The 15,244-nt window shown below is 69.6% G+C and carries 11 protein-coding genes and 2 pseudogenes; 6 read left to right on the plus strand and 7 right to left on the minus strand.

Going from position 1 to position 15,244, the window contains the following annotated elements; all coding sequences use genetic code 11:
* Positions 1 to 99: 99 nt before the first annotated feature.
* Both OG729_RS15895 and OG729_RS15900 read right to left on the minus strand, forming a co-directional pair.
* Positions 100 to 2,406, minus strand: coding sequence for a serine/threonine-protein kinase (locus tag OG729_RS15895; protein WP_405806680.1), 2,307 nt, complete (start codon positions 2,404 to 2,406; stop codon positions 100 to 102).
* 227 nt (positions 2,407 to 2,633) lie between these two features.
* The gene (locus tag OG729_RS15900) at positions 2,634 to 4,340 is read right to left on the minus strand and encodes a glycerol-3-phosphate dehydrogenase/oxidase (protein WP_360884131.1); all 1,707 of its coding nucleotides are present in this window, start codon (positions 4,338 to 4,340) and stop codon (positions 2,634 to 2,636) included.
* A gap of 229 nt (positions 4,341 to 4,569) precedes the next feature.
* Here OG729_RS15900 and OG729_RS15905 point away from each other — a divergent pair.
* The 3 genes and pseudogenes from OG729_RS15905 to OG729_RS15915 form a co-directional block, all read left to right on the plus strand.
* Positions 4,570 to 5,346 (plus strand): annotated as a pseudogene (locus OG729_RS15905) (nucleotide sugar dehydrogenase); the annotation flags it as partial.
* 156 nt (positions 5,347 to 5,502) lie between these two features.
* A pseudogene (locus OG729_RS15910) lies at positions 5,503 to 5,946 on the plus strand (UDP binding domain-containing protein); the annotation flags it as partial.
* Positions 5,947 to 6,058: 112 nt separating this feature from the next.
* Complete coding sequence (locus tag OG729_RS15915) at positions 6,059 to 6,556, plus strand: hypothetical protein (RefSeq protein ID WP_360884128.1); 498 nt, start codon at positions 6,059 to 6,061, stop codon at positions 6,554 to 6,556.
* A gap of 74 nt (positions 6,557 to 6,630) precedes the next feature.
* On the opposite strand, the gene OG729_RS15920 is transcribed toward OG729_RS15915, so the two are convergent.
* The 4 genes from OG729_RS15920 to OG729_RS15935 form a co-directional block, all read right to left on the minus strand.
* Positions 6,631 to 7,758, minus strand: coding sequence for a GuaB3 family IMP dehydrogenase-related protein (locus OG729_RS15920; RefSeq protein WP_360884125.1), 1,128 nt, complete (start codon positions 7,756 to 7,758; stop codon positions 6,631 to 6,633).
* 102 nt (positions 7,759 to 7,860) lie between these two features.
* Positions 7,861 to 9,363, minus strand: a complete 1,503-nt coding sequence (gene guaB, locus OG729_RS15925; RefSeq protein WP_360884122.1) for an IMP dehydrogenase — start codon at positions 9,361 to 9,363, stop codon at positions 7,861 to 7,863.
* Positions 9,364 to 9,587: 224 nt separating this feature from the next.
* The gene (locus OG729_RS15930; protein ID WP_360884119.1) at positions 9,588 to 10,163 is read right to left on the minus strand and encodes a sigma-70 family RNA polymerase sigma factor; all 576 of its coding nucleotides are present in this window, start codon (positions 10,161 to 10,163) and stop codon (positions 9,588 to 9,590) included.
* A 254-nt stretch (positions 10,164 to 10,417) separates the two neighbouring features.
* Positions 10,418 to 11,029: a response regulator transcription factor gene (locus tag OG729_RS15935; RefSeq protein WP_003948568.1), complete on the minus strand. Its 612-nt coding sequence runs from the start codon at positions 11,027 to 11,029 to the stop codon at positions 10,418 to 10,420.
* Between the two features lie 431 nt (positions 11,030 to 11,460).
* Between OG729_RS15935 and OG729_RS15940 the strand changes: the two genes are divergently transcribed.
* Positions 11,461 to 11,784 carry a WhiB family transcriptional regulator gene (locus tag OG729_RS15940; protein ID WP_360884116.1) on the plus strand — a complete coding sequence of 108 codons (324 nt, stop codon included), beginning with the start codon at positions 11,461 to 11,463 and terminating at the stop codon, positions 11,782 to 11,784.
* 213 nt (positions 11,785 to 11,997) lie between these two features.
* On the opposite strand, the gene OG729_RS15945 is transcribed toward OG729_RS15940, so the two are convergent.
* A complete protein-coding gene (locus OG729_RS15945; protein ID WP_405806681.1) occupies positions 11,998 to 12,888 on the minus strand; it encodes a LysR family transcriptional regulator in 891 nt (296 codons plus the stop codon).
* An 80-nt stretch (positions 12,889 to 12,968) separates the two neighbouring features.
* On the opposite strand from OG729_RS15945, the gene OG729_RS15950 reads away from it, so the two are divergent.
* Complete coding sequence (locus OG729_RS15950) at positions 12,969 to 13,637, plus strand: MOSC domain-containing protein (protein ID WP_405806683.1); 669 nt, start codon at positions 12,969 to 12,971, stop codon at positions 13,635 to 13,637.
* A gap of 93 nt (positions 13,638 to 13,730) precedes the next feature.
* Positions 13,731 to 15,242 carry a multicopper oxidase family protein gene (locus tag OG729_RS15955; RefSeq protein WP_405806684.1) on the plus strand — a complete coding sequence of 504 codons (1,512 nt, stop codon included), beginning with the start codon at positions 13,731 to 13,733 and terminating at the stop codon, positions 15,240 to 15,242.
* Positions 15,243 to 15,244: the final 2 nt, after the last annotated feature.

A 15,244-nucleotide genomic window follows, 5' to 3' on the forward strand; every position in this document is an offset into this window, starting at 1 on the left:
GGGACCCGTAACAAACCGTCAATTCCGGTCGTTTGACGGCCTCTTACGACCTCTTGCGGCTGCGTACCGTCCGCGGGCTCTCACGATACGTGGCCTTGCTCAGTCCTTGGGCTTGAATGTGGCGAACGCCGTCTTGCGCAAGGTCTCGCACTCCGTGCTCTGCCATTCGCTCGCCTTGCAGGTGATCATGATCGCGTAACCGCGCTCGTCGTCCACCTTGAAGCCCCTGTTGAGCACCCGTACCCGCTCGCCGCCCTGATTGCGCTCGAACTTCCAGTCGGCAACGGTCGGATAGCCGTTGTACCTGACTCTTGCGATGCCCAGTTGCTTGAAGCCGTCGCTGCTGGCGCGTGCCCCGGCGACCGCAGCGCTCCAGGCGGCGACCGCGTCGTCCTTGGGGCTGTCGCCGAAGTCGACCTGGATGCGCGGGAAGCCGCCGTTGAGGCTGAATATCCCGCCGGAGTTCTCACCGGCCGTCCCGGTGAGATGGAAGCCATTGGGCATGGCCATGGAGAAACGGAACTGGTCGTTGGAGACCATCGCATACCCCGGGGGCACAGTGATCCCGCCCGCGGCGTCGTCGGTCTTGGGCTTCCCCGACGGCTGCCCGCCCTTGCCGCCGGTGCTCGCGCCGCCGCCCTGGCCGGTACCGGTGCCGGTGCCCTTGTCGTCGGCCTTGCCCTTGTCCTTGGTCTTGCCGTTGTTGCCGCTCGTGGCTCCGGCCGAAGTCCTCTTGTCGCCCTTGGTCTTGTTCTGGCTTCCCTTGTCGTCACCCAGCGTCAGGACGAGCACGGTGATCAGTACGGCGAGCGCGGCGACGATCGCGATGATCACCAGGGTGCGCCGGGGCACCACATCGGTGAGCGGCGCGCGCACCGGCGCAGGCGCGGCGGACTGCGTGGCCGCGGGCGTGGGCTGCGGCTTCGTCGACTCGGGCTTGGCGGCCGCAGCAGCGGCAGCGTTGCGTACGGAGCGCAGCGCCCCGCGCACCCGGTCGGCGCCGGGGTCCTTCGCCCTCGCCTCCGGCGGCGCGGGGGGCAGCGGCGGCAGCCCGATGACCCGGGTGGCATCCGCCGGCGGCTCGGGCTCCACGGGTTGCTCGGGCGTCTCGGGTGCGTGCAGCACATCGGTGAGCAACGCCCGCGCGCCCGCGTCGTCGAGCCGCTGCGCGGGATCCTTGACAAGGAGGCCGTAGATGACCTCCTCCAGCGGGCCCGCGTTCTTCGGCGGGTCGAGCGGCTCGGTCATCACGGCGGTCAGCGTCGCAATCGCCGAGCCCTTGTCGTACGGAGGGCAGCCCTCGACGCTCGCGTACAGCAGCCCGCCGAGCGACCAGAGGTCGGCGGCCGGTCCGGGCTTGTGGCCACGGGCCCGCTCGGGCGAGATGTACGAGGGGGCGCCGACGAGCATGCCGGTCGAGGTGATCGACGGGTCACCCTCGACCTGAGCGATGCCGAAGTCGGTGAGCACGACGCGTCCGTCCTCGGCGATCAGCACATTGGACGGCTTCACATCGCGGTGCAGGATGCCCTCGCGATGCGCGGAACGCAGTACGTCGAGGATCGCGAGCCCGACCTCGGCGGCCCGCCGCGGCGTCAGCGTGCCGTCCTCGCGCACGGCTTCGGCGAGCGACTTGCCCTCGACGAGCTCCATGACGATCCACGGGCGGTCATCTTCGTCAACGACGTCGTAGACCGTCACCGCGCTGTTGTTGCGGATCCGGGCGATCGCCTTGGCCTCGCGCAGCGTACGCGTGATGAGCCGGCGCTTCTCGTCCTCGTCGATGCTGTTGGGGAAGCGCAGCTCCTTCACGGCGACGGTACGGCCGAGGGTCTCGTCGACGGCCCGCCAGACGGTGCCCATGCCGCCGCGCCCGAGCACCCCGCCGAGCCGATACCGCCCGGCGAGCAACCGGCCCTCGGCTTCCGCCTTGCCTGCGCCCGCCTTGCCTGCGCCCGCTTTGGTCGCCCCCGCTTTGGCCGCACCCGCCGTGGCCACGCCCGCCTTGCCGTCACGGCCGGCCTCGGCCGCGTCACCCTGTGCCGCACCCGTACCGGAGTCCTTCGCAGCCGCCTGACCCGACGCGTCGGCGGCCGGCTTCTTCGCCCCGGCCGACTCACGCTGCCCGGAGCCCCGTTCGGCCCCACTCTCGGACCCCGCTGCCTTGACCGACTCGGACCCCACCCTCTTGACCGAATCCGGCGCTGCCGCCTTGGCCGACTCGGCACCCGCCGCCTTGACCGAATCCGGCCCTGCCGCCTTGGCCGACTCGGCACCCCCGCCCGACGTCGGCTCGGATTCCGGATCCGGCGCGCCCCCGGCCGCTTCCGACGCCAACTCCTGCCGCTCCCGCGGCTCTTCGGCCGTGTCCCGCTGGGGCTCCCGCGACTGCTCAGCCTCCGACATGCGTCCCCTCTGCGATCCCTGATCTTCGCCCCGCGCCTGCCGCTTCCCGCGCGATGCGGTAACCCGCCCTGGCAGAGCCTCCATTGTCTCTCACTCCGGGACCGGCGCTGCTCCCGGGTCCGCCGTCCCTCGGGACGGGCCGGGAGGTTGGGACCACCCACCATGCCACTACTCTGGGTAAAGCTCACCGCCTCGCTGGTCGGGGCCCTGTACGCGCGCCGTCGGGATCAGATCGGCACGATGTCCGGCGCCCCCAGCCGTGCCGCGTCCGCCGTCAGATCGTCCGGCTGCCGCTGCGACTCGCGCTCCGCCTCCACACGCTTCTCGTAGTGCTCGACCTCCTTCTCGATCTGCCCCTTGTCCCACCCCAGCACCGGCGCCATCAGCTCCGCGCACTCGAGCGCACTGCGCGTCCCGCGGTCGAAGGTCTCGATCGAGATCCGGGTCCGCCGGGTCAGTACGTCGTCCAAGTGCCGCGCCCCTTCATGCGATGCGGCATAGGCGATCTCCGCACGCAGATAGTCGTCCGCATTGGCCAGCGGCTCCCCGAGCGTCGGGTCGTCGGCGATCAGCGCCAGCAGCTCCTCCGCCAGCGAGCCGTACCGGTTCAACAGGTGCTCCACGCGCACCACATGAAGCCCCGTCCGCGCCGCGATCCTCGCCCGCGCGTTCCACAGCGCCGCGTACCCCTCGGCGCCGACCAGTGGCACGTTCTCCGTGACGCACGCGGCCACCCGCTGGTCGAGGCCGTGCACCGCCTCGTCCACCGCGTCCTTCGCCATCACTCGGTACGTCGTGTACTTGCCGCCCGCCACGACCACCAGGCCCGGTACCGGATGCGCCACCGTGTGCTCGCGCGACAGCTTGCTGGTCGCGTCCGACTCCCCGGCGAGCAGCGGCCTCAGCCCCGCATACACCCCCTCGACGTCGTCCCGGGTCAGCGGTACGGCCAGCACCGAGTTCACGTGTTCCAGCAGATAGTCGATGTCTGCGCTGGAGGCGGCCGGATGCGCCTTGTCGAGGTCCCAGTCGGTGTCCGTCGTCCCCACGATCCAGTGCCTGCCCCAGGGGATGACGAACAGCACCGACTTCTCGGTCCGCAGGATCAGCCCGGTCGTCGAGTGGATCCGGTCCTTGGGCACCACCAGATGGATGCCCTTGGACGCGCGCACATGGAACTGCCCGCGCTCCCCGATCAGCGCCTGGGTGTCGTCCGTCCACACCCCGGTCGCATTGACGACCTGTTTGGCCCGGATCTCGTACTCCCCGCCGGCCTCCACGTCCTGCACTCGCGCCCCTACGACCCGTTCCCCCTCCCGCAGAAAGCCGATCACACGGGCCCGGCTGGCCACTTGGGCCCCATAGCTCGCGGCCGTCCGCACCAGCGTCGCCACATAGCGCGCGTCGTCCATCTGGGCGTCGTAGTACTGCAGGGCCCCGACCAGGGCGTCCTTCTTCAGAGCGGGCGCGACCCGCAGCGCCTGCCGCCGCGACAGATGCCGGTGGACGGGCAGCCCGCGCCCGTGCCCCGAGGACACCGACATTGCGTCGTACAGTGCGACGCCCGATCCGGCGTACAGCCGTTCCCAGCCCTTGTGCTGCAGCGGATAGAGGAACGGCACCGGTTTCACCAGGTGAGGCGCCAGCCGTTCCAGCAGCAGCCCGCGCTCCTTCAGCGCTTCCCTCACGAGCGCGAAGTCAAGCATCTCCAGATAGCGCAGCCCGCCGTGGATCAGCTTGCTCGACCTGCTCGATGTGCCCGAGGCCCAGTCACGCGCCTCGACAAGTCCGGTGGAGAGCCCTCGTGTCGCGGCGTCCAGCGCGGTCCCTGCTCCGACCACGCCCGCGCCCACCACCAGCACGTCCAGTTCACGCTCGGCCATCCCGGCGAGCGCTTCTGCACGCTCCTCGGGTCCCAGTGTCGCTGTCCTCACTGCTGCCTCCCGTCGCCCCCGTACGGCCCCTGCAGTCGGGCTCACAACGTCGATTCTGTCCGCAGTCGACGACTTCAGCCACCGCCTGTGGATAACACTCGGACAGCCACAAGCTCGCAATGCGGCATATCGGTCATATTTACGCCTAGTCTGACATTGCGCATGCCCGTTCTGCCCACAGGGCTTGCGCTTTCTGCCTCCTCGGGTTAAGGGAAGGACGGCCAAAACCATGCCCGCAGATCTCGCCGTCATCGGACTCGGACATCTCGGCCTGCCCCTCGCCCAGGCCGCCGTTGCCGCCGGCATCGAGACCATCGGCTACGACACCGACCCGCGCCAGCTCGCCGAACCGGCAGCGGGCCGCACCCCGGCCGACGTCCGCCGCATGCTCTCCTCCGGCTTTCGGACCGTCACCGACGCGGCCGAGCTCGGCCGGGTCCGCACCGCCGCCATCTGCGCCCCCACCCCCCTCCGCGGCGACGGCGCCCTGGACCTCTCGGCACTCGGCGAGGCCGCCCGGGCACTCGCCGCGCGGCTGCGCCCGCACACCACGGTGCTGCTCGAATCGGCCGTACAGCCCGGCACCACCGAGAACTTCCTCCGCCCGATCCTTGAACAAGGGTCGGGGCTGCGTGCCGGGCGGGACTTCCATCTCGCGTACTCGCCCAGCCGCGTCGACCCGGGCAGCCGCACCCACGGCTACGCCAACACTCCCAAGGTCATCGGCGGCCTCACCCCCGCCTGCACCGAATCGGCCGCCGCCTTCTACGGCCGCCTCACCGACAAGGTGGTCCGCGCGCGCGGACCCCGCGAGGCCGAGACCGTCAAAGTCCTCGAAACGAACTTCCGGCACGTCAACATCGCCCTGGTCAACGAGATGGCGGTGCTCTGCCACGACCTCGGGGTCGACCTCTGGGACGTCATCCGCTGCGCCGAGACCAAGCCCTTCGGCTTCCAGGCCTTCCGCCCCGGGCCCGGCGTCGGCGGCCACGGCGTCCCCCTGGACCCGAGCGACCCGAGGAACCCGAGGAACCCGGGCGACCTGAGCGACCTGAGCGACCTGGGACACCCGAGGGACCCGAGGGACTCCAGGGACTCCAGGGACCCCAGGGACTCGGGCGCCCCAGGCGGCCCGGACGTCCCAGGCGTCGCCCCGCACACCGGCCGCGTCCCCGGTCACCCGCTGCGGATGGTCGGCCTCGCGCAGGAGATCAACTCCCGGATGCCGCGGTACGTCATCCAGCGCTGCGCCACCCTCCTCAACGAGCACGGCAAATCGGTCCGCGGAGCGCGCGTGCTGCTCCTGGGCATCACCTACAAGCCGGACCTCCCCGACCCGGAGCGCTCCCCCGCGACCGAGATCGCCCGCCGTCTGATGGATCTGGGCGCGGCCGTCAGCTACCACGACCCGTACGTCCCCGACTGGCGCGTGCGTGACGTTCCCGTCCCCCGAGCGGACTCCCTGTACGAGGCCGCGGCCAACGCGGATCTGACGGTGCTGCTCCAGCATCACCGCACGTACGACCTCCAAGGTCTGGCGGTCAAGGCCCAACTCCTCCTCGACACAAGGGGTGCCACCCCGGCCGGCGCGGCACACCGCCTCTGAGTCTCCCCAACAGCTTCATAACTGAGTGCCGCGCTGTCGGACCGGACTGCTAGTCTCCGGGACCTCCGCTCGCACTCTCGTGCGACGCATCCGTCCCTGGGGGGATTTCCACATGAGCCAGCCCGTTCCACCGCCGTCCGGCAACCCGTTCGCCGACGCGCCCGGTGGCGACGCCCCGTACGCCCCGACTCCGCCGTCGGCCCCGGTCCGCGACAACATCGGCCTCGGCCTGGTGGCCGCGATCGTCGCCGCGCTGGTCGCCGCGGGCGCGTACGGCGCCATCGGCGGTGCCATCGAGCGCGAGATCGGCTACGCGGCCATCGGCGTCGGCTTCCTCGTCGGCTTCGCCGCCGCCAAGGTCGGCGGCCGCAACCCGGCCCTGCCGGTCATCAGCGCGGTGCTCGCGCTCGGCGCCGTGTATCTGGGCCAGCTGGTCGCCATCGCGGTCATCTTCACGAAGTTGGGCGACCTCTCCTTCACGGAGTACTTCTTCAACCACTTCAGCGACCTGACCAAGGTGTGGAAGGAAGCGGCGGACTTCATGTCCTACGTCTTCCTCGCCATCGGCGCGGTCGCCGCGTTCGCCGGCGCCAAGAAGGCCAACGACTGATCCACGCAAGCGAAGGGGCCCCGCACCACCAGGTGCGGGGCCCTTCTGCGCACGAACCGTACGGACCAGCGGCGTCAGCGGCGGTGCTGCGAGTCCGCCACCGTCACCTCGACGCGCTGGAACTCCTTGAGCTCGCTGTAACCCGTCGTCGCCATCGCCCGCCGCAGCGCGCCGAAGAAGTTCATCGACCCGTCGGGGCTGTGCGAGGGACCGGCGAGGACCTCCTCGGTCGTGCCCACGATGCCCAGGTCCACCAGCTTGCCGCGCGGCACGTCCTCGTGGACCGCCTCCATGCCCCAGTGGTGGCCGCGGCCCGGCGCATCCGTCGCCCGGGCCAGCGGGGAGCCGATCATCACCGCGTCCGCGCCGCATGCGATCGCCTTGGGCAGATCGCCCGACCAGCCCACGCCACCGTCCGCGATGACGTGCACATACCGGCCGCCCGACTCGTCCATGTAGTCCCGGCGGGCCGCGGCCACATCGGCCACCGCCGTCGCCATCGGGACCTGGATGCCCAGGACGTTGCGCGTGGTGTGCGCGGCCCCGCCGCCGAAGCCGACCAGCACGCCCGCGGCTCCCGTACGCATCAGGTGCAGCGCGGCCGTGTAGGTGGCGCAGCCGCCCACGATCACCGGCACATCGAGCTCGTAGATGAACTGCTTCAGGTTCAGCGGCTCGGCCGCGCCCGAGACATGCTCGGCCGAGACCGTCGTACCGCGGATGACGAAGATGTCCACACCGGCGTCCACAACGGCCTTGGAGAACTGCGCGGTGCGCTGCGGCGAGAGCGCGGCGGCCGTCACCACACCCGAGTCGCGCACCTCCTTGATCCGCTGCCCGATCAGCTCCTCCTTGATCGGAGCGGCGTAGATCTCCTGCAGACGGCGGGTCGCCGCGGTCTCGTCCATCTCGTCGGCGATCTCGTCGAGCAGCGGCTGCGGGTCCTCGTACCGGGTCCACAGACCCTCGAGGTTCAGCACGCCGAGACCGCCCAGCTCACCGATGCGGATCGCGGTCTGCGGGGAGACCACCGAGTCCATCGGAGCGGCCAGGAAGGGCAGCTCGAAGCGGTAGGCGTCGATCTGCCAGGCGATCGAGACCTCCTTCGGGTCCCGGGTGCGCCGGCTCGGTACGACGGCGATGTCATCGAACGCGTACGCCCGGCGGCCGCGCTTGCCGCGCCCGATCTCGATCTCAGTCACGATGTGTGGCCTTTCCCTCTACGTCTGCCGCTCCAGTATCCCCGACACATGCGGGAGGGGCGGCCCCGGGAATTCCGGAACCGCCCCTCACCGGGGAACGCGTTACTTCCTGCTGTAGTTCGGCGCCTCGACCGTCATCTGGATGTCGTGCGGGTGGCTCTCCTTGAGCCCCGCCGAGGTGATCCGCACAAACCGGCCGCGGTCCTGCAGCTCCGGCACCGTCCGGCCGCCGACGTAGAACATCGACTGCCGCAGACCGCCGGTCAGCTGGTGCACGACCGCGGAGAGCGGACCCCGGTAGGGCACCTGGCCCTCGATGCCTTCGGGCACCAGCTTCTCGTCGGAGGCCACACCCTCCTGGAAGTAACGGTCCTTCGAGAAGGAACGCTGCTCGCCACGGGTCTGCATCGCGCCCAGCGAACCCATGCCACGGTACGACTTGAACTGCTTGCCGTTGATGAAGAGCAGCTCGCCCGGCGACTCCTCGCAGCCGGCGAGCAGCGAGCCGAGCATCACCGTGTCCGCGCCCGCGACCAGCGCCTTCGCGATGTCGCCGGAGTACTGCAGACCGCCGTCGCCGATCACCGGGACGCCGGCCGCCTTCGCGGCGAGCGAGGCTTCGTAGATCGCCGTCACCTGCGGTACGCCGATGCCGGCGACCACGCGGGTCGTACAGATGGAGCCCGGGCCCACGCCGACCTTGATGCCGTCCACACCGGCGTCGATCAGCGCCTGCGCGCCGTCGCGGGTGGCGATGTTGCCGCCGATGACGTCCACGCCGGAGGAGTTCGACTTGATCTTGGCGACCATGTCGCCGACCAGCTTGGAGTGGCCGTGGGCGGTGTCGACGACGATGAAGTCGACGCCCGCCTCGATCAGCGCCTGGGCCCGCTCGAAGGCGTCGCCCGCGACGCCGACGGCCGCGCCGACCAGCAGCCGCCCGTCCTTGTCCTTGGCGGCCATCGGGTACTTCTCGGCCTTGACGAAGTCCTTGACCGTGATCAGGCCCTTGAGCACACCGGCCTCGTCGACCAGCGGAAGCTTCTCGATCTTGTGCCGGCGCAGCAGCTCCATGGCGTCCACACCGGAGATCCCGACCTTGCCGGTGACCAGCGGCATCGGCGTCATGACCTCGCGCACCTGGCGCGAGCGGTCCGACTCGAAGGCCATGTCGCGGTTGGTGACGATGCCGAGCAGTTTGCCGCCGCGGTCGGTGACCGGGACGCCGCTGATACGGAACTTCGCGCAGAGCTGGTCGGCGTCGGCGAGCGTCGCGTCGGGGTTCACCGTGATCGGGTCGGTGACCATGCCAGACTCGGAGCGCTTGACCAGGTCGACCTGGTTGGCCTGGTCGGCGATGGAGAGATTGCGGTGCAGCACACCGGCGCCGCCCTGCCGGGCCATCGCGATGGCCATCCGGGCCTCGGTGACCTTGTCCATGGCGGCGGACAGCAGCGGGATGTTCACCCGTACGTTCTTCGAGATGTACGAGGAGGTGTCGATCTGGTCGGGCGCCATGTCCGAGGCACCTGGCAGCAGCAGCACATCGTCGTAGGTCAGCCCGAGTGTCGCGAATTTATCGGGCACTCCGTCGACGTTGGTCATGACACCTTCCCCAAATGGCCTTGATCGGTGCGGATGTCCATGCTAACGGGCTCGGAAGCCGTCTCATTCCACGATCAAGATCAGCGAGCAGCTTTGTGTGTTCATACGTGCGCGAAGTGCCGTACGACTCACTGCTGCACGACTCAGTGCCGTACGAAGGTCTGCCGTACAGCTCACTGCCGTACAGCTGACTGCCGTACGGCTCACTGCCGGGCCAGTACGGGTCACTGCTCGGCCAGTGCGCGCAGCCGGCTGAGCGCCCGGTGCTGTGCCACCCGCACCGCCCCGGGAGACATGCCCAGCATCTGCCCCGTCTCCTCGGCCGTCAGCCCCACCGCGACCCGCAGCACCAGCAGCTCGCGCTGATTCTCCGGGAGGTTGGCGAGGAGCTTCTTGGCCCACTCGGCGTCATCGCTGAGCAGCGCGCGCTCCTCGGGACCGAGGGAGTCGTCGGGCCGCTCGGGCATCTCGTCCGACGGCACGGCCGTCGATCCCGGATGCCGCATGGCGGCCCGCTGAAGATCGGCGACCTTGTGCGACGCGATGGCGAACACGAAGGCCTCGAAGGGCCGTCCCGTGTCCCGGTACCGCGGCAAAGCCATCAGCACCGCGACACAGACCTCCTGTGCGAGGTCCTCCACGAAATGGCGCGCGTCGCCCGGCAGCCGGCTGAGCCGGGTGCGGCAGTAGCGCAGCGCGAGCGGATGGACGTGCGCGAGGAGATCATGCGTTGCCTGCTCGTCGCCATCGACGGCACGGTGAACGAGTGCACCGATCACCGTGGGCTCGTCGTTGCGCATCGGTCCATGGTGCCTTGGCGGCTGAGAATCCGTGGCACCGCGTCCAATGTTGTGCACCGAAGCGTTATGAGCAGGTGCGCCGGAACTCATCTCCTGCGCCCTCCTCTTCCGCTCGACCGACTTGTCCCCGAGGAACTCCACTCCTCAAGGATGCGGCATCGCGGGGGAAACGGATGCCTTCGGCCATCCGTCGCCCCGCCCACCCGACGGCGGGCGGGGTTCGACACTCCCCCGCGGCGAACCACTCGTATGGCCTAGCGGACCAGGCCCCAGCGGAATCCGAGCGCCACCGCGTGCGCCCGGTCCGAGGCTCCCAGTTTCTTGAAGAGCCGCCTGGCGTGCGTCTTCACGGTGTCCTCGGAGAGGAAGAGCTCGCGCCCGATCTCGGCGTTGGACCGGCCGTGGCTCATGCCCTCGAGCACCTGGATCTCACGAGCGGTGAGGGTGGGCGCGGCGCCCATCTCGGCCGAGCGCAGCCGCCGCGGGGCAAGCCGCCACGTCGGGTCGGCGAGGGCCTGAGTGACCGTCGCGCGCAGCTCGGCGCGCGAGGCGTCCTTGTGCAGATAGCCGCGGGCACCGGCGGCGACCGCGAGCGCGACGCCGTCCAGGTCCTCTGCGACGGTGAGCATGATGATCCGGGCGCCCGGGTCGGCGGACAGCAGCCGCCGGACGGTCTCGACACCGCCGAGACCGGGCATGCGTACGTCCATCAGAATCAGGTCCGAGCGGTCCGCGCCCCAGCGGCGGAGGACTTCCTCGCCGTTGGCCGCGGTCGTCACGCGCTCGACGCCGGGCACGGTGGCAACCGCGCGGCGGAGCGCCTCTCGGGCAAGCGGGGAGTCGTCGCAGACGAGGACGGATGTCATGGCCGCCCTCCGCAGCTGATGCGCGTCACCTTGAGCCTCCAGGCTGGGTACGTTTCGTCACCTGTGCGGTTGAACGCTCTCGGACATGTGCCCTAGCGCTTGTTCTTTCAACCGCCTCCGCACTCTCAACGACGGTCACTCGAAAGAGTTACGGGTCGGACTTCCGCCTTCAGCACTCTATGTGAGGGGGCGTGCGCAGAGGAGAGCACCGCAGGCCATGGGCCCTTCACCCGGAAGGTCTGCCCCATTTAGCGCCTTTTCTTCCCTTTTTGTAGTGTCTGTAGCTAGATTCGCAATGAGTCATATTTACATCTACTTACATAGTAGATGTACGGTCGTGAGGCACGTGCGGGTGCCGGACCCGGCTCATAGCCCGCTCGTGTGCGACCTGACCTGTATCCACTCAGCACGGTTTCAAGGGGACATGCGCTATGGCAGATTTCTCCCGCCTTCCCGGACCCAACGCCGATTTGTGGGACTGGCAGCTCCTCGCAGCTTGCCGTGGGGTGGACAGCTCTCTCTTCTTCCACCCCGAGGGCGAGCGGGGTGCCGCACGGAGTGCGCGCGAGAACTCGGCAAAAGAGGTCTGCATGAGGTGCCCGGTCCGCGCGGAGTGCGCGGCGCACGCGCTGGCGGTGCGGGAGCCGTACGGCGTGTGGGGCGGACTGACGGAGGACGAGCGCGAGGAGCTGATGGGGCGTGCACGGCATCGCCTGATCCCGGCCACCAGCGTGGGAGGCGTGACGCGGAACTGACGCCGCGGCTCGAAGGACATTCGAAGAAACGTTCCTGCACCACCCCCGCCCGGGCTTCGGACGGGGGTGGCCGGATCCTCGGGCACGAACGGGCCCAGCCCGGCCGGATTCAGTGGGCGCAGCCAGGCCCAGCCCCGCCGGATCGGCGGGCGCAGCCAGGCCCAGCCCGGCCTGAGCCTCGGGCGCAACCGGGCCCAGCCGGTCGCGGCCGGGTCAGCGGGGTGCGGCCAGGCTCAACTGGTGGAGCATGGCCGCGACCGCCGGGACCTGAGCCAGGTCCGGCAGCGTGAGCGCCACGATCTCGCGCTCGACGGACGGCTCGACGGTCACGGTGCGTGCACCCCCCAGCCGTACGGACTCCATCGCGAGCTCGGGCAGCACAGCGACGCCGAGACCCGCGCCCACCAGGCCGATCACCGCCGGATAGTCGTCGGTGGCAAAGTCGATCCTGGGCGTGAAGCCGGCCTCCTCGCAGACCTCCACGAGGTGGCGGCGGCAGCGTGGGCAGCCCGCGATCCAGGACTCGTCGGCGAGATCGCCGATGGCGACGGCCTGTGAACCGGCGAGCCGGTGCCCGTCCGGGACCAGTCCGACAAGGCGGTCGGTGAGCAGGGGGCGGACGATCAGGTCGTCCCACTCCGCGGCCGTCTTGCCGTAGCGGAAGGCCAGCGCCACATCGCAGTCGCCCTCCCGCAGCATCTCGACCGAGCGCGGCGGCTCGGCCTCCACGAGCGAGACCCGGGTGCCCGGGTGGGCCGCGCGCAGGGCGGCGAGCGCGGTCGGTACGAGCGTGGAGCTGCCGCTGGGGAAGGACACAAGGCGCACCCGGCCGGCCCGCAGACCGGCGATGGCCGCGATCTCCTCCTCGGCGGCGGTCAGCCCGGCGAGGATGCCGGCGGCGTGGCGTACGAGGGCTTCCCCCGCCTGGGTCAGTCGCATCTCACGGCCCGTACGGATCAGCAGCGGGGTGCCCGCGGACGCCTCGAGCGCCTTCATCTGCTGGCTGACGGCGGGTTGCGTACAGCCGAGGCTGCGCGCCGCTGCGGAGAAGGAGCCGGTGGCGGCGACCGCGCGCAAGACTCGGAGATGGCGGGCTTCGATCACGCGTCGAATATAAGGGACCCTTGGAGGTGAAGCTAACTATTGGGTAGATCGTTTGAGGGCGGGCCGGTTAGCGTGAGTCCATGAAGCTTCTGACCGTGAATGTGGGCCGGCCCAAGGTCGTCGAGTACACCGACACGCCGGGCGGTACGACCGGTATCGACAAACAGCCGGCCGACGGGGCCGTACGGGTGACGGACCCGGGCCCCAAGGGCGAGGCGGGCGGCGGGGTGGCGGGCGACACGGTCTGCGATCTGCGGCACCACGGCGGCACCGACCAGGCGGTGTACGCGTTCGCCCGCGAGGATCTCGACTTCTGGGAGCGGGAGTTGGGGCGGCCGATCACCAATGGCGCTTTCGGTGAGAACCTCACGACGAGCGGGCTCGATGTGAGCGGCGCGAGGATCGGCGAGCGCTGGCGGATAGGCGACACGCTGGTGCTGGAGGTGACGAGCGGCCGCATTCCGTGTCGTACGTTCGCCGGCTGGCTGGACGAGAAGGGCTGGGTCAAGCGCTTCACGCAGCAGGGCGCGCCCGGCGCGTATCTGCGGGTGATCGAGCCGGGCGAGATCCGCGCGGGTGACGCGATCGAGATCGTGCACCGGCCGGATCACGAGGTGACGGTCCACATGGCGTTCCGGTCCGAGACCACGGAGCGGACGCTGCTGCCCCAGGTGCTGGCGGCGGGCGAGGCGCTCCACCCCGAGCTGCTCAAGGCCGCACGCGACTACGTCGCGAAGCAGACCTCATAGGGGAAATCCCTTAGTTGGTAAGGGATTTGATTCGGGGACGGCCTGGGGGCCGTCCCCGATGTAGCCACGAGCGCCCGCCGGGACGCTCGTTGTATGTCTCGCTTGAAGCGCGTCCTCATCATTCTCACGACGGTCGTGGTCGTCATCGGCCTCGCACTCGGCGGCGGCGTTCTGTATCTCTACTCCGACGCCGAGGTCTCCACGGTCGGTACCGAGTTCCGCACCGAGCTGGCCGTGCCGCCACTGGCGAAGTCGACGGTGAAGCGCGACGGAACCCGGCTCTTCGAACTGACCATGCAGGCGGGCCAGAAGGAGTTCAGAGCCGGGAAGCAGACACCCACCTGGGGCTTCAACGGCGACTTCCTCGGGCCGACGCTGCGTGCGAAGCGCGGCGAGAAGGTCGAGGTGAAGATCAAGAACACGCTGGGCGAGGCATCCACGGTGCACTGGCACGGCATGCATCTGCCCGCGAAGATGGACGGCGGTCCGCATCAGATGGTCGCTCCGGGCGCGACCTTCAGCCCGCACTGGACCGTGAACCAGCCTGCGGCGACGCTCTGGTACCACCCGCATCCGCATGGCAAGACGGAGCAGCATGTACAGCGGGGTCTCGCCGGGATGTTCCTCCTCGACGAAGAGAAGGCAGCGCGGCTCACGCTGCCCGGGAAGTACGGAGTCGACGATCTGCCGGTCATCGTCCAGGACGTCCGTTTCAACGGGGCGAAGTTCGACCACGCGCACCAGATCCTGCGGGACACCGGCTTTCTGGGCGACCGGACGATGGTCAACGGCACGCTCGATCCGTACAAGGTGGTCGGCGACGAACTTGTGCGGCTGCGGCTGCTCAACGCTTCGACCGCCCGCATATACGACTTCGGGTTCTCCGACGACCGGCAGTTCGCACTGATCGGGACGGACGGCGGGCTGCTCGAGAAGCCGGCCGGGACGGACCGGATACAGCTCTCCCCCGGTGAACGGGCCGAGATCGTCGTGCGGATGAAGCCCGGCGAGCGGACCGTGCTGCGCAGCTTCCCGCACACCAGTTACGGGGCCGGCTGGCAGGCGCGGTTCGGCGGCGGGGACGACAGCTTCGATGTGCTCCAGCTGCGGGCCGCGACCACGCTGCGGCCCTCGCCCCCACTCCCCGGCGAACTGGGCACGCTGGAGGTGCCCGACGGATCGCACTCGGTGCGCGGACGGTTCTTCGGCCTGGTGACGACCGGCATCAACGGCAAGAAGATGAAGATGGACCGGATCGACGAGACCGTCGTCCGGGGCACCACCGAGACCTGGACCGTACGCAACGAACACGGCACCCCGCACAACTTCCACGTCCACGATGTGCAGTTCCGGGTCCTGGAGGTGGACGGCAAGGAGCCGCCGCCCGAGCTGCGCGGGGCGAAGGACACGGTCTTCGTGCCCCCGTTCAAGACGGTCAAGCTCGCGATGCGCTTCGAGGGGCCGGCGGATCCGGAGACTCCGTATATGTACCACTGTCATCTGCTGTACCACGAGGACCTGGGGATGATGGGTCAGTTCGTGGTGGTCGAGAAGGGCCGGAAGGCAGGCAAGGTGCGTACACCGCACTCACACTCGGGGCACTAACG

It is taken from the genome of Streptomyces sp. NBC_00210 (assembly GCF_045160975.1).
In the GTDB taxonomy this organism is placed as follows: domain Bacteria; phylum Actinomycetota; class Actinomycetes; order Streptomycetales; family Streptomycetaceae; genus Streptomyces.

Coding starts and splice junctions, on each gene's coding strand:
- OG729_RS15895 (WP_405806680.1), bottom strand. CDS start 2,406: ATGTCGGAGGCTGAGCAGTCGCGGGAGCCCCAGCGGGACACGGCCGAA.
- OG729_RS15915 (WP_360884128.1), top strand. CDS start 6,059: ATGAGCCAGCCCGTTCCACCGCCGTCCGGCAACCCGTTCGCCGACGCG.
- guaB (WP_360884122.1), bottom strand. CDS start 9,363: ATGACCAACGTCGACGGAGTGCCCGATAAATTCGCGACACTCGGGCTG.
- OG729_RS15930 (WP_360884119.1), bottom strand. CDS start 10,163: ATGCGCAACGACGAGCCCACGGTGATCGGTGCACTCGTTCACCGTGCC.
- OG729_RS15935 (WP_003948568.1), bottom strand. CDS start 11,029: ATGACATCCGTCCTCGTCTGCGACGACTCCCCGCTTGCCCGAGAGGCG.
- OG729_RS15940 (WP_360884116.1), top strand. CDS start 11,461: ATGGCAGATTTCTCCCGCCTTCCCGGACCCAACGCCGATTTGTGGGAC.
- OG729_RS15950 (WP_405806683.1), top strand. CDS start 12,969: ATGAAGCTTCTGACCGTGAATGTGGGCCGGCCCAAGGTCGTCGAGTAC.
- OG729_RS15955 (WP_405806684.1), top strand. CDS start 13,731: ATGTCTCGCTTGAAGCGCGTCCTCATCATTCTCACGACGGTCGTGGTC.